Source organism: Hymenobacter sp. IS2118, assembly GCF_000715495.1.
Classification (GTDB): domain Bacteria; phylum Bacteroidota; class Bacteroidia; order Cytophagales; family Hymenobacteraceae; genus Hymenobacter.
This window is the reverse complement of record NZ_JNLX01000070.1, coordinates 20,541-39,436: the sequence shown is the minus strand read 5'-3', so window position 1 is coordinate 39,436 and position 18,896 is coordinate 20,541. Positions and strand designations below refer to the sequence as shown.

The 18,896-nt window shown below is 61.6% G+C and carries 18 protein-coding genes; 10 read left to right on the top strand and 8 right to left on the bottom strand.

The annotated features are described in order from the left end of the window. Positions 1 to 13: 13 nt before the first annotated feature. Positions 14 to 916 (bottom strand): IS3 family transposase, encoded by a 903-nt coding sequence (locus tag GM79_RS05835; RefSeq protein ID WP_051718502.1) that lies wholly within the window; start codon positions 914 to 916, stop codon positions 14 to 16. Then, positions 913 to 1,200, bottom strand: a complete 288-nt coding sequence (locus tag GM79_RS05830; protein ID WP_035559831.1) for a transposase — start codon at positions 1,198 to 1,200, stop codon at positions 913 to 915. Before GM79_RS05830 ends, GM79_RS05835 begins: the two co-directional genes overlap by 4 nt. Positions 1,201 to 1,295: 95 nt before the next feature. Between GM79_RS05830 and GM79_RS05825 the strand changes: the two genes are divergently transcribed. From GM79_RS05825 to GM79_RS05815, 3 genes are all read left to right on the top strand, one after another. Beyond that, positions 1,296 to 1,931, top strand: coding sequence for an energy transducer TonB (locus GM79_RS05825; RefSeq protein WP_035560659.1), 636 nt, complete (start codon positions 1,296 to 1,298; stop codon positions 1,929 to 1,931). A 288-nt stretch (positions 1,932 to 2,219) separates the two neighbouring features. Continuing rightward, positions 2,220 to 3,677 carry an Asp-tRNA(Asn)/Glu-tRNA(Gln) amidotransferase subunit GatB gene (gene gatB / locus GM79_RS05820; RefSeq protein ID WP_035560656.1) on the top strand — a complete coding sequence of 486 codons (1,458 nt, stop codon included), beginning with the start codon at positions 2,220 to 2,222 and terminating at the stop codon, positions 3,675 to 3,677. Between the two features lie 144 nt (positions 3,678 to 3,821). After that, the gene (locus GM79_RS05815; protein ID WP_035560654.1) at positions 3,822 to 4,937 is read left to right on the top strand and encodes a TlpA disulfide reductase family protein; all 1,116 of its coding nucleotides are present in this window, start codon (positions 3,822 to 3,824) and stop codon (positions 4,935 to 4,937) included. A 132-nt stretch (positions 4,938 to 5,069) separates the two neighbouring features. Here the strand turns inward: GM79_RS05815 and GM79_RS05810 are convergent, their stop codons facing one another. The 3 genes from GM79_RS05810 to GM79_RS05800 all read right to left on the bottom strand — a co-directional run bounded on the left by GM79_RS05810 (position 5,070) and on the right by GM79_RS05800 (position 7,360). Then, the gene (locus tag GM79_RS05810; protein WP_035560651.1) at positions 5,070 to 5,879 is read right to left on the bottom strand and encodes a hypothetical protein; all 810 of its coding nucleotides are present in this window, start codon (positions 5,877 to 5,879) and stop codon (positions 5,070 to 5,072) included. 134 nt (positions 5,880 to 6,013) lie between these two features. Beyond that, positions 6,014 to 6,556, bottom strand: a complete 543-nt coding sequence (locus tag GM79_RS05805; protein ID WP_035560647.1) for an acyl-CoA thioesterase — start codon at positions 6,554 to 6,556, stop codon at positions 6,014 to 6,016. Positions 6,557 to 6,697: 141 nt separating this feature from the next. Beyond that, positions 6,698 to 7,360 carry a protein-L-isoaspartate(D-aspartate) O-methyltransferase gene (locus GM79_RS05800; RefSeq protein ID WP_035560644.1) on the bottom strand — a complete coding sequence of 221 codons (663 nt, stop codon included), beginning with the start codon at positions 7,358 to 7,360 and terminating at the stop codon, positions 6,698 to 6,700. Positions 7,361 to 7,569: 209 nt separating this feature from the next. On the opposite strand from GM79_RS05800, the gene GM79_RS05795 reads away from it, so the two are divergent. The 6 genes from GM79_RS05795 (at position 7,570) to GM79_RS05770 (ending at position 14,219) form a co-directional block, all read left to right on the top strand. Beyond that, on the top strand, positions 7,570 to 8,991 hold the full coding sequence (locus tag GM79_RS05795) for a sugar transferase (protein ID WP_072008549.1): 1,422 nt from the start codon (positions 7,570 to 7,572) through the stop codon (positions 8,989 to 8,991). A 196-nt stretch (positions 8,992 to 9,187) separates the two neighbouring features. Beyond that, positions 9,188 to 10,345: a tRNA 2-thiouridine(34) synthase MnmA gene (gene mnmA, locus GM79_RS05790; RefSeq protein ID WP_072008548.1), complete on the top strand. Its 1,158-nt coding sequence runs from the start codon at positions 9,188 to 9,190 to the stop codon at positions 10,343 to 10,345. 26 nt (positions 10,346 to 10,371) lie between these two features. Further along, entirely contained in the window at positions 10,372 to 11,187 is an 816-nt protein-coding gene (locus tag GM79_RS05785; protein WP_035560641.1) for a hypothetical protein, read from the top strand. 165 nt (positions 11,188 to 11,352) lie between these two features. After that, positions 11,353 to 13,050, top strand: a complete 1,698-nt coding sequence (locus tag GM79_RS05780) for a S8 family serine peptidase (protein WP_035560638.1) — start codon at positions 11,353 to 11,355, stop codon at positions 13,048 to 13,050. Between the two features lie 142 nt (positions 13,051 to 13,192). Beyond that, entirely contained in the window at positions 13,193 to 13,507 is a 315-nt protein-coding gene (locus GM79_RS05775) for a hypothetical protein (RefSeq protein WP_152559859.1), read from the top strand. A 121-nt stretch (positions 13,508 to 13,628) separates the two neighbouring features. Further along, complete coding sequence (locus GM79_RS05770; protein ID WP_035560632.1) at positions 13,629 to 14,219, top strand: riboflavin synthase; 591 nt, start codon at positions 13,629 to 13,631, stop codon at positions 14,217 to 14,219. 19 nt (positions 14,220 to 14,238) lie between these two features. Here the strand turns inward: GM79_RS05770 and GM79_RS05765 are convergent, their stop codons facing one another. The 3 genes from GM79_RS05765 to hemF all read right to left on the bottom strand — a co-directional run bounded on the left by GM79_RS05765 (position 14,239) and on the right by hemF (position 16,414). After that, positions 14,239 to 14,805, bottom strand: coding sequence for a flavodoxin family protein (locus GM79_RS05765; protein WP_035560629.1), 567 nt, complete (start codon positions 14,803 to 14,805; stop codon positions 14,239 to 14,241). Positions 14,806 to 14,910: 105 nt separating this feature from the next. After that, entirely contained in the window at positions 14,911 to 15,489 is a 579-nt protein-coding gene (locus GM79_RS05760) for a phosphatase PAP2 family protein (RefSeq protein WP_051718563.1), read from the bottom strand. Next, a complete protein-coding gene (hemF, locus tag GM79_RS05755) occupies positions 15,482 to 16,414 on the bottom strand; it encodes an oxygen-dependent coproporphyrinogen oxidase (RefSeq protein ID WP_035560673.1) in 933 nt (310 codons plus the stop codon). Before hemF ends, GM79_RS05760 begins: the two co-directional genes overlap by 8 nt. Before the next feature lie 135 nt (positions 16,415 to 16,549). On the opposite strand from hemF, the gene GM79_RS05750 reads away from it, so the two are divergent. Continuing rightward, positions 16,550 to 18,790, top strand: coding sequence for a thiamine pyrophosphate-dependent enzyme (locus GM79_RS05750; RefSeq protein WP_081867579.1), 2,241 nt, complete (start codon positions 16,550 to 16,552; stop codon positions 18,788 to 18,790). Positions 18,791 to 18,896 lie beyond the last annotated feature (106 nt).

The following is an 18,896-nucleotide window of genomic DNA, read 5'->3' as shown; positions in this document are numbered from 1 at the left end:
TGAGGTGGTCTAGTTAAGCAGGAGAGAATTGGGTGATGTTGTTAAGGTGCTGTTGATGAAACTGGTACGGCTTCTGATAGCCAATGCTGGAGTGGCGACGCTCATGGTTGTAGTAGTCAAAATAGTCGGCGACGCTGGCCTGGGCATCGGCTAGGTCGGCGAAGACAGGCCAGTCACGGGCTTCGAGCTCCTCGGTTTTGAGGCGCGACCACAGGCTTTCCGCCTGGGCGTTGTCGTAGCACTCGCCGCGTCGGCTGTGGGAGAGCTGGGCCTGGGCGTCGCGCAGCACAGCCTTGTAAGCGTTGCCCACGTATTGCCCGCCCCGGTCGGAATGGACGATGAGGCCGGGGGTGGGCCGCTGGGCCAGCAGCGCCCGCTGTAAGGCGCTGGTGACCAGCGCTTCGGGCATGTCGGCGCGCACCTGCCAGCCCACCACGTGCTTGGTGCACACGTCCTGAAAGGCACACAGGTAAGCCCAGGTCCCGTTGGCTAGCGGCAGGTAGGTGATGTCGCTCACCCACACCCGGTTGGCCTGGGTGGGACGCGGCTGGTCAAGCAGCAAATTGGGGGCACAGCGCTGCCCGTGGGTCGAATCGGTGGTGCACGGAACGAAGGACTTGGGCTGCAAGGCCTTGCGCCCGTGGCGGCGCAGCCCCATGCGCAGGGCCTGGCGGCCTACCCGATGGCCCTTTTCCCGCAACTCAACCCGGAGCCGACGCGTGCCGTAGCGGCGTTTGTGGTAGTCAAAAACCGCCATCATTTCCGTTTCCCAGGCCGGTTCGGCCCTGCCCACGGCCCCGGCCGCCTGCCGGTGCCGCCAGGCGTAGTAGCGGCTGGGTACCACGTCCAGCACCTGGCAAAGTTGCTGGATCGGGTAAAAAGGCCGCTGCTGGTCAATGAATTGCAGCGTACTCACTGGGTCGGGGGATGCGAGAAGATGGCGATGGCTTTTTTTAAAATATCGAGCTCCTGCGCCAGCCGTTTGTTGGCGACGCGCAGCGCCCGCACTTCGGTGGCCTCGGCCGGGTCGGCGGGCAAGGGCTGCTGGGCCGCTTTCTGCCAGGCATAAATCCGCTTGGCGTCGATATTCAGGGCGCGGGCGGCGGCCAGCGTGGAGCGGCTTTCGCTGGCCAGCCGCAGGGCTTCGGCGCGGAAGGCCGCATCATAACGCGGCCGTTTCGTAGGAGGAGCTTTTTCCATGGGTTCGGGAAGTTAGCACCCAATTCTCTCCTGTTTGACCCGACCACCTCAATTATCCTTCAGGAAAGCTCAAGCAATTCGTTCCTTATGGTAATGTGCGGCGGCGCATCATTTACGGCACCCTCTCCAACTGGTATGAGGACGGCACGATGCGCTCCAAGGAAGACTTTGTGATGGGCAAGCGCCACGGCGACCTGCTCACCTACTACCCGGATGGTACCCTGAAGCGCCGCGAGCAATACGTGCACGGACGGGGCAGCGTGGGGTCGTGCTACGCTCCTGATGGCTCCCCTGTGCCTTACTTCGGCTACGAGCAGCTGCCCCTTTACCCGGGCGGCGAGGCAGAGCTGGTGAAAGAAATAGCGCGTGGTGTTCGGCTAAATCCGGTAGAGGCGGCTGAAATGCGCCGGGACATTGCGCAGGTGATGAACATGCGGCACAAGGACTGGAAACGTGAGGTGCTGGTTGAGCTGATAGTGGCCGAAGACGGCCGCCTGGCTGATGCCAGAGTAATATCGTCGGGAAGCCCTTATCTGAGTGCCGCCACCCTGCGGTCCGTCGCTCAGTTAAAGCGGCAGTTCATGCCGGCCCGCCGCGACGGCCAAGTAGTTAAATGCAACTTTATAGTGCCGGTTTATTTCAAGCTCGAGATACCACAGCAAGCCGTTTCGAAGTTATTTGAGCAGCCTCGCGAGCCCCCTAGGAGTCCTTTTGGATTTCTCGGCCGCTAAAACTTTGGTGGTCTAAATTGGGGTGGTGCCACGATTCTTTGGTCGTGGTACCACTAAATCTCACAACGAGCTATACCAGTGCTAGTGCTGCCAGATAGTGGGACCACGAACCCCTATGGGAAATTTGTGGCACACCCCAAGTAGCAGGCCTCCTTAAATGCCCTCCGCCTTCCTACAGCTTACCGACGTGGCAAAGGGGCAACCCGAGCAGCTTGGTGCCATGCAAGCTTCCCCCAAGGCGTTATCTTTAGGCCCCAATAGCTACTTAGTACCCCGCGTTTTTTTGATATGGACGAAGCCATTCTTGCCAAATACCAGCCCGTTATCGGCCTGGAAGTACACGCTCAGTTGCTCACGCACAGCAAAATGTACTCGTCCGATGAAAACGAGTACGGCGTGGCGCCCAACACCAACCTCTCGGTTATCACCCTCGGCCACCCCGGCACTTTGCCCAAGGTGAACCGCACGGCCGTGGAGTTTGCCATGAAAATGGGCCTGGCCACCAACTGCACCATTCGGCGCGACAACCTGTTTGCGCGCAAAAACTACTTTTACCCCGACCTGCCCAAGGGCTACCAGATTACGCAGGACAAAACCCCGATTTGCCACGACGGCCACGTAGATGTGCGCCTGGCCGACGGCTCGGTTAAGAAAATCGGCGTCACGCGCATCCACATGGAGGAAGACGCGGGCAAGAGCATGCACCTGGCCGGCGAAACCGAAACCCTCGTGGACTTGAACCGGGCCGGCGTGCCGCTGATTGAGATTGTGAGCGAGCCCGACATCCGCACCGGCGAAGAGGCCTACAACTACCTCCTCGAAATCAAGAAGCTGGTGGAGTACCTCGGCATCTGCGATGGTAACATGGAGGAAGGCTCGCTGCGCTGCGACGCCAACGTGTCGGTGATGCTACACGGCGCCGAGCAGTTCGGTATGAAGGTGGAGGTTAAAAACATGAACTCCTTCCGCAATGTGCAGCGCGCCATTGCCTACGAAATCGAGCGCCAGATTGGCATCATTGAGGCCGGCGGGGAAGTAGACAGCGAAACCCGCGGCTTCGACGCCGCCAGCGGCACCACCAACGCCCAGCGCAGCAAGGAAACGCTCAACGACTACCGCTATTTCCCCGAGCCGGATTTGCCCCCGCTCATCATCTCCGACGAGTGGCTGCACCGCGTGGCCGCCGAGCTGCCGGCCCTGCCGCAGCAGCTCTACGCACGCTTCACCGGCGAGCTGGGCCTGAACGACTACGACGCCTCGGTGCTCGTGGACCAGAAGGACGTGGCCCTGTACTTCGACGACCTGTCGCGCCTCACGCCCAATGCCAAAGCCGCCGCCAACTGGGTAATGGGCCCCGTGAAATCCTACCTCAACGAGCGGGCCCTGACCATGGCCGACTTCCCGCTCGACGCCGCTCAGCTGGCCGGCATCATTGAGCTGATTGATGCGGGCAAGCTGAACTATTCGGTAGCTTCCAAGCAACTCTTTCCGCATTTGCTCGACCATCCTTCGGCCAACGCAACCGGCGCGGCCGAAAGCCTGGGCCTGCTCACGCAAGCCGATAATGGCGAGCTGGCGGCCCTGGTGCAGCAAGTGCTGGCCGCCAACCCCGCCAAAGTGGAGGAGTACCGGGGCGGCAAAAAGTCGCTCACCGGCATGTTCATGGGCGAGCTGATGAAGCTGACCGGTGGCAAAGCCGACCCCAAACTGGCCAACCAGCTGCTGCGCACAGCCCTGGACGGCTAAGCAGGCAAATTCCCGCTTCTGGCATTTGTGCATGGTTGGCTGGCGGCATGCCCGGTGGATTCAGGCGCTGGAACAATAACCTTTCCCCCACGCGTTGGCTACCCAAAGCTGCACCAGCATTCGTGTATGTTACATTCAACAACTATGATTAAATCTGTTTTTCTGGCTGCCACCGTGCTTTCCCTGGCTAATGCCTGCCAAAGCGCCGATGCTGCCAATGGCTACGAAGTTTCGGGCCAGCTGAAGAATGCGCCGGCTGGCACCGTAATTCGGCTTTCCGAGCTGGTATCGAACCAGTTCGTGGAGAAAGGCCAGACCAAAACCGATGCCTCGGGCAAATTCACCATCAAGGGAACCAGTCCGGTGGCCGGAATCTACCAGCTGAAAGTGGACGATGCCAATCAGGTGCTGCTGCTGCTCGACGACAAAACCAAGGTGCAGCTCAGCGGCGATGCCCAAAGCCTGCCCCTGACCTACACCGTGAAAGGCAGCAAGGACGCCGAAGTGCTCCGGCAGCTCACGCAGGTAATGCAGGGCTCGAAAAAGGAGATGGAAAGCCTGGGTCAGCGCTACAACGCCGCCGGCCAGGCCGGCAAAACCGAGGAAATGAAGGCCGTCGAACAGCAGTTCTACACCATTCAAACCCGCAACAACAACAAGATTAAATCCCTGATTCGCCAGAATGCCACCACGGTGGTAGGCGGATTTGCCGTCGGCGCCTTCCTCAGCTCGGAGGAAGAATTCCAGTTCGCCGATTCCATTGCTACCGTGCAGCGCAAGGTCAACCCGAATTCGCCCTTCACCAAGGAGCTTACGGCGCGTCTGGAGCCCATGCGGGCCACTGCCATTGGCGCGATGGGCCCGGAAATCAATCTGGCGCAGCCCACCGGGGGCAATATGGCCCTCAGCAGCCTGCGCGGAAAGTACGTATTGCTCGATTTCTGGGCGAGCTGGTGCGGGCCCTGCCGTCAGGAAAACCCAAACGTTGTAAATGCCTACAACCAGTTCAAAGACAAAGGCTTTACCATTTATTCGGTTTCGCTGGACCAGGACAAAGGCAAGTGGGAGAAAGCCATTCAGGCCGACGGCCTAACCTGGCACCACGTATCGGACCTGGCCGGTTGGAACAGCGCGGGCGGGGCGTCCTACGGTGTCAAATCCATCCCGCAGTCGTACCTGATTGACCCACAGGGCCGGATTGTGGCCAAAAACCTGCGCGGCGAAGCCCTTGCCGCCAAGCTGGCCGAAGTGTTGAAGTAAGTGCTTTTCGCAGCAATGCAAAAGGTTCGTCTGTTTACAGACGGACCTTTTGCATTTTAATGTCTGAGGTCAAACTCAAAATACTGGCCGCCGTTACGCGCTGCGCGCTAAACGACGGCCAGCATTCGTTTTCTACCCTAGGAACATGCGCTGCAGGCCGGGCCAGAGGCGCTTTTTCAGGCTGACATCGTATTCCACCAACTCCACGGTGGCAGAGGACAGGTAGGAGAGGTTGAGACTGGGAAACAGGACGGGTTCGTAAATCTGGGTGTTGCGGATGGTGGTGTCGAGCAGATTCCGGCCGAAGGCCACGATGTGCGTGGCAGCCAGCTCCCGACGCAGGTTCACCAGCGCCACGGGCAGCTCCGATTCCACGTTGACGAGCACCACGTCGGCCATTACCAGGCCCAGCGCCTGGAGCATCTTGTTCAAAAACACGTTGCGGTGCAGTTTCATGAACTGCTCTGGCGGCACTCGGAACAGGAAAATTACTCCCTGTGCGTTGCTGCCCAGCGTGGTAAAAGTGGTGAGCATAACCGGGGGCACGGTGGGCGCGGCAGGTAAAACCGGTGCGGCTGCAACGGCGGGTGCGGCGGGCGGCTCGGTGGCCGGCGGCAGCATGGGCCGGGGCGCGGGCGGTGCCGCAACCGGAGCCCCGGCCAGCTCAGCGGCCGGGGCCGGACTGGATACGCTTTGCGGGTGCCCGAAGCCGCTGGCCAGCCGTTCGAGCCCGGCTGTAGGGTTGCTGTAGCTGCGGGATGGAAGCTGCACGTCGCGCACCGGCTTGGCTATTGCCGGTTTGGCGGGCGGCGCCGGAGCGACGGCTGGCGCCGGAGCAGCTGGCGCCGCCGCTGGCTCCACGGCTGGGGCCGGTTCTGCTGGCACGTAAAGGGTTACGTCGGTGTAGAAATTTTGCAGGAAGGCAAGTTTTTCAGCGGACATAAATTACGAGCGTTTGCGCGGGAAAAAAGGGCCTTAAGGATTGATGCAAGAATAAACATGCATCGAAGCTTCAAATAACGTTGTAAATCAGCCCCAGGCCTGTGGCTTGCAGCTTAAAGCTTGGGGCTGATTACTTAGGGCAGGGGCAGGAAATCAGCTTTTTCCAGGGCGAAAAGGGCTTTCAGCTCTTGGGCTTCGTCGGGTTTCATGCGGCCGGCCAGTACCAGGCGCAGCTGCCGGCGGCGCAGGGCCCCGTCGTAGAGGCGGACTTCCTCCTCGGTTTCCGGGATGGCCTCGGGCACGTCGATGGGTCGGCCGGCCTGGTCCACGGCCACGAAAGTGAGGAAGGCTTCGTTGGTTTTTACCTTGGTGCCGCTGGGAATGTCCTCGGCCCAGACGTCGATGTGAACTTCCATGCTGGAGCTGAACGCCCGCGTCACCTGGGCCTGGAGCGTGACCACGTTGCCCAGCCGGATGCTGTCGCGGAAGGAGACGTTATCGACCGACGCCGTGACCACGATGCGGTTAGAGTGCTTTTGGGCCGCGATGGCGGCGGCAATGTCCATGAGGTGCATCATGCGGCCCCCCATGAGGTTATTCAGCGTGTTGGTATCATTGGGCAACACCAGCTCAGTCATGATGACAAAAGACTCGGCAACGTTTTTTTGCTTGCGCATCAGCGAAGAGAAATAGAACAGATGAGGAAGGGCGCCGCCGCCAACAACATGGGCTTAGGAGCAGCGCCGCAAAGGTACGGCCCAGGGCCAACGGCCCGCTGGTTTAAAGCGGGAAGAGGCCATGAATCTACCGTCCGGCCGCTACGGGCGCCAGCCGCTGGCCCCCAGCAGGGGCACAAACCGGAATTCCTCGAACTCTTCGCGCACAAAGGACTCGGCGCCTTCGCGGGTCACGCGCACCATGCGCTGGGTCTGGGCGTCGCCCACCGGAATCACCAGCCGGCCGCCCACCCGCAGCTGGCGCAGCAGGGGCGGGGGCAGGGCCGGCGCCCCGGCCGTCACCAGAATCGCGTCGAAAGGCGCCTGTTCGGGCCAGCCCAGCGAGCCGTCGCCGCAGCGCAGGGCCGCTCCGTCGGCACCGAGCTGGGCCAGCCGCTGCCGGGTACGCGCAAACAGCACTTCGTTGAACTCGATGCTGGCCACATGGGGCGTAAGGCGCAGCAGCACCGCGCACTGGTAGCCCGAGCCCGTGCCCACTTCCAGCACGCGGTGGGTGGGGGCGAGGTCCAGCAGCTGGGTTTGGTAGGCCACGGTGTAGGGCTGCGAAATGGTTTGGCCTTCGCCGATGGGAAAGGCTTTGTCCTGGTAGGCGTGGGCCTCGAAGGCGGGCTCGAAGAACAGGTGACGGGGCACGGCCGCAATGGCGGCAAGCACCCGCTCGTCGTGAATGCCGCGCTGGCGCAGCTCGCGGCCCAGTGCCCGGCGCAGTCCTTGGTGGCGGTAAGTATCGGCAGAAGTAGACAAAAGAGGAAAGTCGGGAAAAGGTAAGCCAGCGGCTAGGCGCCGCGTGCTTGTCGTAATTATTAAGGAAGCGACTGATGAGGAACGGGCCGGCCGGCCGCCAATCCAACCCATTCGTTGCAAAAGGATAAGGGCACACCGCCCGCAGCCCCTACCTTTGTCCGGCGCGGTTTCTACTCACTGGCCGCTAAAATACTACCCAACCCGTCACTTTGCAGCTGATTCGCCGCTTCCAATACGTTAAGCTCGTGGCCGCCGATTTCGGGGCGGCCCTCCTGGCCTGGATGTGCTTTTTCCTGTTGCGCAAGTACTTGCTCAACGAACTGACGGGCTATCAGTTCAACGAGGGCGCCCTGTTCGACCTGACGGCTTCGGCCCTGGCCATTGCTATTTTCTGGACCGTTCTCTACGTTCTCATCGGCGAGTACCGCGACATCTACCGCAAGTCGCGCCTCTCCGAAATCCTGCGCCTGGCCCGGGTTTCGCTGCTGGGCGCCGTCGTCATCTTCTTCGCCCTGCTGCTCGATGATGAAGGCGTGGTGAACTACCGGCTGTATTACAAAACCATTACGGCGTACTTTCTGCTGCATTTCTCCATCACCGCCTTCTTTCGCACGGTAACGGTGAGTACCATTCAGCGGCAGATTCGCAAGGGGCGCATTTATTTCCCTACGCTGCTGGTGGGTTCCAACGCACTGGCCATGAATACGTTCAGCGAGCTTTCGCGCACCGGCCGGCACCTGGGGCTGCGGCTCGTCGGCTTCACGCCGGTAGCTGACACCGTGGACCCGGACCTGGCGCTGGCCCTGCCCACGGCGGGCTCCTACCACGAGCTGCCGGATTTGGTGCAAGCCCATCAGATTGAGCAGATTGTGATTGCCATCGAGCCCAGCGAGCACCGCCTCATTCAGGACATTCTGGCCCTGCTGGAAGGCACGCCGGCCCGCGTAAGCATCCTGCCCGACTTGTATCAGATGCTGCTGGGCTCGGTGAAGGTGAACCACATGTTCGGTACGCCGCTCATCGAAATCAAGCAGGACTTGCTGCCCGTGTGGCAGGTGGTGCTCAAGCGCGTCATCGATGTAGCGGGCTCGGCGCTGTTTCTGCTGCTGGCCTGCTGGGTGTACGCCCTCACGGCCCTGATGGTGAAGCTCTCGTCGCCCGGCCCGGTGTTTTACCGGCAGGAGCGGATTGGGAAGAACGGCAAGCCGTTCAATATCATCAAGTTCCGGTCGATGGTGATAGATGCCGAGAAAACCGGGCCGGCGCTTAGCTCCGATTTCGACCCGCGCATCACCAACTGGGGCCGTTTCATGCGCCGGGTGCGCCTCGACGAGCTGCCCCAGTTCTGGAACGTGCTTAAGGGCGACATGAGCATTGTGGGCCCCCGCCCGGAGCGGCAGTTTTTCATCGACCAGATTGTGAAAATCGCGCCCCATTACCGGCATTTGCACCGCGTGCGCCCCGGCCTCACCTCCCTGGGTCAGGTGAAGTACGGCTACGCCGAAACCGTAGCCCAAATGGTGGAACGGCTCAAATTTGACATCCTCTACATCGAAAACATGAGTTTGGCGATGGATTTTCGCGTGCTGCTCTACACCCTAAAAATTATCGTGGAAGGACGGGGTAAGTAAAGTGAGGTAAGCTTTAGCTTGCCGTGGCCGATGCCGGCCCAACCCAGCATTAGCCAGCAAAAAAGAGTGGTTTGCAGCTCGTAATTGTTTAGGGCTGCTGGCAGAGCTTCAAACGGCAAACTAAAGCTTACCGCACGCTTGTACCTTTGTGGCTGCCGGCCGGAACCATTCAAGCTCCGGGCGTATTGCATCACCTATGAATACCGAAGTAAAAGGACGGGTACTCGTCGCCATGAGCGGCGGAATTGACTCCAGTGTAGCGGCCGTGCTGCTGCACGAACAAGGCTACGAAGTAGTCGGGATGACCATGAAAACCTGGGATTATGCCAGCGCGGGCGGGTCTAAAAAAGAAACCGGCTGCTGCTCGCTCGATAGCATCAACGATGCCCGCGACATTGCCGTGCAGCTCGGCTTCCCGCACTATATCATCGACATCCGGGACGAGTTTGGCGATTTTGTTATCGACAACTTCACCGACGAATACCTCGCCGGGCGCACGCCCAATCCCTGCGTGCTCTGCAACACCCACATCAAATGGGACGCCCTGCTGCGCCGGGCCGACCAGCTTGGTTGCCAGTTCATTGCCACCGGCCACTACGCCAACATCCGCAAAGAAGCCGAAACCGGCCGCTTCGTGGTGAGCAAAGGGCTGGATGAGAATAAAGACCAAAGCTATGCCCTGTGGGGCGTAAGCCAGGAGAGCCTGAGCCGGACGCTATTCCCGCTGGGCGGCATGCGCAAAACCGAGATTTACGACGAAGCCCGGCGGCGCGGCTTCAACGAGCTGGTGAACAAGCCCGAGAGCTACGAAATCTGCTTTATCCCCGACAACGACTACCGCGGTTTTCTGCGGCGCCGCGTGCCGGGCCTGGAGGCGCGCGTGGCCGGCGGCAACTTCGTGACCAAAAACGGCCGCGTCATTGGCAAGCACGAGGGCTACCCGTTCTACACCATCGGGCAGCGCAAGGGGCTGGGCGTGGCGCTCGGTTATCCGGCTTTCGTGCTCGAAATCCGGCCCGATACCAACGAAGTGGTGCTGGGCAACTACGACGAGCTGGCCAGCACGGCCACCGTGGTGGGCAAGCTCAATATGGGCAAGCAGGCCAGCCTGGCCGGCCAGGGCCTGGTGCCGGCCGTGGTGAAGGTGCGCTACAACCACGACGGTGCCCCGGCGTTTCTGGAAGAAGTGGACGGCAAAATCCGCGTTTATTTCGAGGAAGCCGTGCACGCCATCACGCCCGGCCAGGCGGCCGTGTTCTACGATGGCCAGGACGTGCTGGGTGGCGGCTGGATTGAGCGCCACGTAATCGGCGAATTCCCCTTACCTTTTGCCGTTGCGGAATCCATCCGCTAAGGTTTTCAGCTCCTAATCTGCCCATTATGTACGCTTTTGTATCGACCCTGAAGGCCAGAATGGCCACCGGCCGCACCGGATTTGCGCTAGTGGCTGCCGTGGCGGCGCTGGGCCTGGCCAGCTGCGAAAACGAAACCATGCCGGCCCCGGCCCCGGAAACGGATTATTACCCCATTGCGGTGGGGAATTTCTGGACTTACGCCGTGGTAGACTCTACCTGGAGCCAGGCCACGGGCCAGGGGGCGGGGCTGGTAACGAGCGTGCCGCGGGCCACGGTGTACGAATTCAAGGAAACCATCACCGAAACCTTTCTGGACGCGGCCGGCAAAACCGCCTACCGCCTGGTGCGCTCCGTGCGGGTGCCGCCAGGCACCACGTTTCGCAACGACAGCGTGTTCGTGCTCAGCGCCACCGACCAGTTCGTGGCCCTCAACCGCAACAATACCCGCACGGTGGAGCTGATTTTCCCGGTGCGCGAGGGCCGTTCCTGGAACCTGAACGCGTTCAACAACAACTTCAACGACACCATCACCGCCGAAACCCGCCAGTACAGCCGCATCGGCGAGTCGTACACCACGGCGGCGGTGGCCTCCGCACCCGCCAAAACCTACACCGAAACCCTCACCACCGAAAATACCGGGGCGGCGGCTGAAAACAGTCTGGTGAAGCGGACTAGTTACCAACAGGTATTTGCCAAAGGCGTGGGACCGGTTTTCCGCCGCCGCGTCAACATCCTGCCCTACACCTACGTGGATGCCAACGGCAACCAGGTGTATCCGCCCGGCGCCTTCACCCTGGCCTTCACACGCCAGGAAACGCTTATTGACTACGGGCCACGCTAGGTTGCCCGCCAGGAACAGAATTAAAGGAATTAAAAATGAAGAATTAAAAATTAAAATTTTGACGGTCAGATTTTTAATTTTTAATTCCTTTAAAAACTGCTAATCGCATATGGAGCCGCGCTAGCTTGCCCGCTCTCGTTTGTTTTCCTTTATTTCTGACTTTTGATGGTAGCTTCTTTGGTAAAAAGTCTGGTTGTGGTATTGGCCGCTGGTGTGCTCAACGTGCTGACTGTAGCGCCCGTAGCGGCGCAAGGGTCGGTGCGGCGCCACTTGGTGTACTTCCGCGACAAAGCGGGTACGCCGTTTTCGGTGGCGCAGCCGCAGGCCTTTCTCTCGGCCCGCTCGGTGGCCCGGCGCACCCGCCAGGGCATTGCCGTGCTGCCCCGCGACCTGCCCGTGAACCCCGCCTACGTGGCGCAGGTGCGCGGTGTGAGCGGCAAGATTGAAGTGGTGTACACCTCGCGCTGGTTCAACGCCGCGGTGGTTTCCTGCGATTCGGCCACGTTGGCCCGTGTCACGGCGCTGCCCTCGGTGCGTAGCGCTGCCACCCTCAACCGCAGCACGCGCGCCAAAGGGCCCACGCCGGCCCTGCCGCAGGTAGCCTCGCTGCCCGCCGCTCGCGGCACTGCGGCCACTCGCTCCAAGTACGGCAAAGCCTACCGCCAAAACGAACAGATTGGTGCTCTGGCTATGCACGACGCCGGTTTTCGGGGCGAAGGCATGCAGATTGCCGTGTTCGATGCGGGCTTTCCGGGCGTGGACCAGATTCCGGCCTTACAGCCGCTCTATAAGGAGCAGCGCCTGGCGAGTACCCGCAACTTTGTGAGCGGGGGCCGCGATGTGTACCAGAGCAGCAGCCACGGCACCAACTGCCTCTCGACGATGGCCGCCAACCAGGAGGGCTTTTTCATTGGCAGCGCGCCCAAAGCCACGTTCCATTTGTGCCTCACCGAAGACATTGATTCCGAGCATCCCATCGAAGAAGCCAACTGGCTGGCTGCGGCCGAGTACGCCGATTCGGTGGGCGTGGACATTATCAGCTCATCGCTGGGCTATTACTCTTTCGATGCGCCTTCCGTGTCCTACACCTACGCCGACATGAACGGTCGGACGGCCATTAGCTCGCGGGCGGCTACCATTGCGGCCCGCGTGGGCATACTGGTGGTGAACTCGGCCGGCAACGAAGGCGCCAACTCGTGGCGCTACATCATCGCCCCGGCCGATGCTGATTCCATCATGTCGGTAGGCGCGGTCGACTCGTTCGGCGTTCGGGCCAGCTTCAGCTCGTACGGGCCTACTTCCGATGGCCGCGTGAAGCCTACGCTGGCAGCTATGGGCCGCGCCACGGCCGTGCTCGCGGCGAATGGTACGGCATTCCGGGGCAACGGGACCTCCTACGCCTGCCCGGTGCTGGCCGGCATGGCCGCCGGTTTCTGGCAGGCCAACCCCACGCTCACCGCCCAGCAGGTAATTGCGGCACTGCGCAACACGGCCTCGCAAAGCGCCGCGCCCGATGCCAGCCTGGGCTACGGCATCCCCAATTTCGTTGCCGCCTACAATGCCCTGAATCCCGGCACACCGCTGGACACGATTGGCGCCCGCGCCACCGGCGAGGAGCTGGGCTTGTTTCCCAACCCGGTGGGCGATGGCCTCCTCACCCTGGCCCTGCCCACGGACTTGCGCGGCCGGCCGCTGAGCGTGCGCGTGCTGGATGCCCGCGGCGCCGTGGTGGCCCGGCAGCAGCTGGCGGCCAGCCCCGCCAGCACCGTTCCGCTGAAGTTGGGCCGCCTGGCCAAAGGCATATACACCTGTGAAGTGAGCGCGGGAACGGCCCGCCGCACCGTGAAATTCGTACAGGAGTAACCGCTGTTTCGGCAATAAAAAAAGGCGCTGTCAAGCGCCTTTTTTTATTGCCGAAACATTTCATATGCGCTTGTAATTCAGGCGAATATTTTGTAATTTTAAACCATTAATTCACCTACTTTTTCGGCAGTTTATGTTGCAGATGATGGTTTCCAAGCGCATTGGGCGCAAGCAGTTTCACTTCACCGTGCAGGGCAATAATTTCCACGAAACCGTGGCCGAGTACGACCGGCTCAGCTTCCAGGACGTGGCGGCGTGCGGCCTCTGCGGCTCCGACAATCTGGACCTGAGCAGCCGGGTGGCGCAGGACAAATTCAAGTACACGTCCATCCGCTGCCTCGATTGCCGGGGCGACCTCACGTTTGGCAAAACCCAGAAAGACGACCAAACCGTGTTCCTGCGCCGCCGCGAAGGCGGCGAGCTCGACTGGCGCGCCCTCGACAAATCGGACCGTTAATCAATCCGCCGCCCGCGCGGTTATTGCTCCTCCAAGTCTCAAGAACGGCCCCTGGCTTCCGGGCGCCGTTCTTTGCTTTTCAATCCGGGGCATTGGCCCGTGTTACTAAAATCAAGACAGCATGTTTACTGGAATTATTGAAGCGTTGGGCACCATCGTGGCCGTCGAAAACCAAGGAAGCAACCGGCATTTCACCGTGTCCTCACCCTTTGCCGCCGAACTGAAAATTGACCAGAGTGTGGCCCACGACGGCGTGTGTCTGACCGTGGTGGCCGTGGATGCCGCCGCGGGTATCCACGTGGTCACGGCCATCGACGAAACCATGCGCGTAACCAACCTGAGCCAGTGGCAGCCCGGCCGGCACGTAAACCTGGAGCGCTGCCTGGCCGCCAACGGCCGCTTCGACGGCCACATCGTGCAGGGCCACGTCGATGCCACGGCTACCTGCCTGAGCGTGAGCGACCAGCAGGGTTCGTGGCTGTTTCGGTTTGGCCACGCGCCCGGTCCCGGCCGGCTCACCGTGGAAAAAGGCTCAATTTGCGTGAATGGCACCAGCCTCACCTGCTTCGAAAGCACCGACGAAGGCTTCACGGTGGCCATCATTCCGTACACCTACGAGCACACCAGCTTCCAGCAGCTGCGGGCCGGTGAAACCGTGAATCTGGAGTTTGACATCGTGGGAAAATACGTGGCCAAGCTGCTGGGGCGGTAGCAAGCGGCACGGGCTAACGCTACTTTGGAGGCTTAACAAGCTGAAAAAAGGTTTGCGCCTGTTTCAGCGCAGCATCATCCTGCTGAATGTCGTTGGGGCGGGAGCCGGTGCCGTACAGCAGCCCGCCCCAGTGCATGGCCATGTGCCGGGCGGTGAGCTGGAGGGCGGCTTCCAGCGGCAGGGTTTCAGCGCGCTGGCCACTGCTCACCACAATGGCCCACAGGGTTTTGCCCCGCATCTGCTCGCCAAAGGCGAGGTCGGGCGTGCGGAGCCAGCCGTTCCAGTAATCCAGGTATTGTTTGGCTGCCGCTGGCAGTCCGTACAGGTAGAGCGGTGCCGCAAGCACGACGTCCGTGGCCTCCAGGGTAGCTTCCAGCAGTAGCTGGGCATTGCCGGTGGGGAGCTGGTAGCCACCACTGTGGCGCATGTCCACGAATTCCGGTAGCAAATAGTCGCTCAAGTGCAGCCAGCGGATTGCGGTGTGGGCTGGCAGCGGGTGCGCGGCACAGTAGGCCAGCTGCTCGCTGTTACCGAGGCGCCGGGTGCTGGCCAGCAGGAAGAGAAAACGACGTTCTGAGTCAGGCATAAGCAATTAGACCTCAGCTTGAAGCCATAAGCTGCAAGCTAGATGCTTTGAACTGGTTTGCAGGGCTTTATGGGCGTATGATGCGGCTTGCTTTTGCATCGGTGTTTAAAGAAAACGCGGCGCGTGCCGAGCCGCCAGGTGCCGGTAGGCCGCGGCAGCGGCCCAGCCCAGCAGGCCACCTGCCGCCGCGCCGCCCAGCACATCGCCCGGATAGTGCGCACCAAGATACACGCGGCTGTACGACATTAATATCGCCCACAGGAAAGCGCTGATTTTAAGGGCGCGAAATCGCTCGGGGGCCAGCGCCACTGCCAGGAAAACGGCCAATGCAAAGGAGTTGGACGCGTGCGATGATAAAAACCCGAACTGGCCGCCGCAGCCGTTGGGCAGGTGCAGCAGGCCGGAAACCTCCGCATCGTGGCAGGGCCGGAGCCGGGCAAAATAAGGCTTAAATAAGCGGCTGGTAATGATGTCGGCCAAGCCCACGCCTGCAATTACCAGCGGCAGCAGCAGCACGGCGCGGCGCCGAAACTCATAGATGAGAAAGCCAATGAGCAGCACGTAGGCCGGAATCCAGGTCGTGCGCTCCGATACGAATACCATTACCTCATCCAAAAACGGGCTTTGGGCTCGGTTCACGGCCAGCAAAAGCTGGGTGTCAAGGTCTTTAATGAATTCAAGCATCGGCCAGCCAATCTACTCCTTTTCTGAGCCAGGCCAACGTGGCGGCTTCCGGTGAGTCTGGTGCGGGCGGGGCAGGATTGTAGGCCCAGCCCGTGCGCGGGGGCAAACTCATGAGAATGGATTCGGTGCGGCCGCCGGTTTCCAGGCCGAAGCGGGTGCCCCGGTCGAAGGCCAGGTTGAACTCGGCGTAGCGGGCGCGGCGCAGGCTCTGCCAAGCTTCCTCAGGCTCGCCGAAGGGCAGGGCGTGGTTTTCGGCCATGATTTCGGTGTAGAAAGGGCCAAAAAGCTCGGCCACGTCCTGCACGAAGGCAAACAGAGCTTCCACCGAACCGTCCTTGCCCACCGTCAGCCGGTCGAAGAAAATGCCGCCCACGCCGCGGGTTTCCTGGCGGTGCGGCAGGTAAAAGTAGTCGTCGGCCCAGCGGGTGAATTTGGGGTAGTAGGCCGGGTCGTGGCGGTCGCACACGGCGCGGAGGCGGGCGTGGAAGCGGCGGGCCTGCGCCTCGTTCACATAAATGGGCGTGAGGTCGATGCCGCCGCCGAACCAGGCTTCGCCGTTGCCAGCCTCAAAATACCGCACGTTCATGTGGATGATGGGCACCCGCGGGCTGCGCGGGTGCAGCACTACGCTCACGCCGGTGGCGTAAAAACCGGGGTCGGGCATGTGCAGCTGTCGGGCCGCCGCCTCGCTCATCTGCCCCCACACGGCCGAAAAGCCGACCCCGCCTTTTTCGAGCACGCGGCCGTTTTCCAGCACTTTGGACCGGCCGCCGCCGCCGCCCTCGCGCTGCCAGCCATCGGTGAGGAAAAGGGCCGGCCCGGCGTCGGCCGTTTCCAGCTGCTGGCACAAACGCAGCTGAAAGTCAGCCAGCCACGTTTCAATTTCGGGCCGAATGGTAGGGGAGGAAGTAAGGGAAACAGACATTTGAGCGCGGAAAAACGGAAAATATGCGGCGCGGGCGGCACGGTAGACAATATAAAAACCACGGCCGGCCACCGCGCCACAAAGATAGGCTAGCGGGTGAAGTGTACTTTTGTGGCCCAATATCCCACCTTCCCGATGTCTGAATCCGTAGTTTCCGATTTCACCAACCTGGCGTCAACTCGCGTATCGGCCGCCGCCGCCGCTGCTGCGGCCACGTTTGCTACGCTCACCAAAACGGCCGCGCCGGGCATCGACAAAGAATTGCAGCGCCGGGCTTACCGCCTGATGCACACCGCTGCGGCGATGGCGGCCCTTTACGAAGAAGAAAAAGCCACGGCCTCGCGCTACGTGCACGCCACCGCCCGGGGCCACGAAGCCGTGCAGCTCGCCGCCGCTTTTCTGCTCACCGAAACCGACTACGCCGCGCCTTACTACCGCGACGATGCGATGCTGCTGGGCCTGGGCCTGCGGCCCTACGAGCTGATGCTGCAGCTGCTGGCCAAGGCCGACGACCCCTTCAGCGGGGGGCGTACTTACTACGCGCACCCGTCGTTGCGCAGGCCCGGCATCCCGGTTATTCCGCACCAGAGCTCGGCTACGGGCATGCAGGCCATTCCGGCCACGGGCATGGCCCACGCCATCAAGTATATGGAAGGGCAGGGGTTGAAATTAGGGCAGGTGGGTAAAGGGGTAGGAGGGTACGAGGGAGCCAAAGAATCTGATGTTTCTAATCCCTCCCACCCTCAAACCCGCATACCCGCATACCCTATAGTGCTCTGCTCCATCGGCGATGGCGCCATGACGGAAGGGGAAGTGGCCGAAGCCCTGCAAATGGCCGTGCTGCACCAGTTACCCATCATCTACTTGGTGCAGGACAACGATTGGGGAATCTCGGCCACGGGTCGCGAAATGCGCGCCATGAATGCCTACGAGTTTGCCGCCGGTTTCCCCGGAATGCTGCGCCTGCAAGTGGACGGGGCCGATTTCGGGTCGTCGCACCAGGGCTTGGGCGAGGCGTTTGCCCACGTTCGGGCGCGCAAGGGGCCGGCTTTGGTGCATGCCAAATGCCCGCTGCTGGGCCACCATACCAGCGGCGTGCGCCGTGAATGGTACCGCAACGACCTGGAATCGCATCAGGAACAGGACCCGTTGCCGCGCCTGCACCAGCAGCTGCTCCGCCAAAGCTTTGCGGAAGCGGAGCTCACGGCCCTGGCCGCCGAGGCCACGGCCCTGGTGCGGGCCGACTGGACGCTGGCCCTGGCCGCGCCCAACCCCGACCCGGCTACCTTTGCCGACCACGAGTTTGCCCCAACTGTCGTGACCGCCGAAACCGGCGAACGCAGCCCCGCCGGGGCCGAAAAGGCCCTGATGGTGGACGCCGCCCTGCACGCCGTGGACGACATTCTGCGGGAGTTCCCGGAGGCGCTGTTTTACGGGCAGGACGTGGGCGGCGAGCTGGGCGGCGTGTTCCGCGAAGCCGCGCTGCTGGCCAAGAAGTACGGCGACGCGCGGGTGTTCAATACCCCCATTCAGGAGGCGTACATCGTGGGCAGTACGGCGGGCATGGCGGCCGTGGGCGCCCGGCCCATCGTCGAAATTCAGTTTGCCGACTACATCTGGCCCGCGCTGAACCAGCTGGTGGAGGAGCTGTCGAAATCGTGCTACCTCACCATGGGTAAGTTTCCCATTCCGGCCCTGATTCGCGTGCCCATCGGGGCCTACGGCGGGGGCGGGCCCTACCATTCGGGCTCCATCGAAAGCACGCTGCTCACTATCCGGGGCATTAAAGTGGTGTATCCCAGCAATGCCGCCGATATGAAAGGGCTGATGCGGGCTGCCTTTCTCGACCCCAACCCGGTGATAATGCTGGAGCATAAGGGCCTGTATTGGAGCAAGGTGCCCGGCACCGAAGAAGCCAAAACCATCGAGCCCGCCGCCGGCTACGCCATTCCGTTGGGCAAGGCCGCCGTGGCCCAGGCCGCCGACGCCGACAAGCTGCGCCGGGGCGAAACCGCCCTGGTCGTGACCTACGGCATGGGCGTGCACTGGGCCAAAGCGGCCAGCCGCGATTTCCCCGGTCAAGTTGAAATTCTGGACCTGCGCACCCTCAATCCCCTCGATTTTGAGGCCGTGACTGCCGCCACCCGTCGCCACGGCAAAGTACTGGTCCTCACCGAAGAGCCGTTGATGAACAGCTTCGCCGAAAGCCTCGCCGGCCGCATTCAGCGCCACTGCTTCGAGGTGCTGGACGCTCCGGTATTTACGCTGGGCGCGGCTAACCTGCCCGCAATTGCCCTGAATGTGGAGCTGGAAAAGATGATGCTGCCCAGCGCGGCCAAAGTAGCGGCAGTGCTGGAGGAACTGCTTGGTTACTAGTCGTTAGTTGTCAGGCTGGCGCGCGTCTCTGACGCGCTGTCGATTGGCTTCGAGCCTCTGGCTCGTTGGTTGACGAGTTGAAGTTGAGTCGTATAGGACTTGCGTA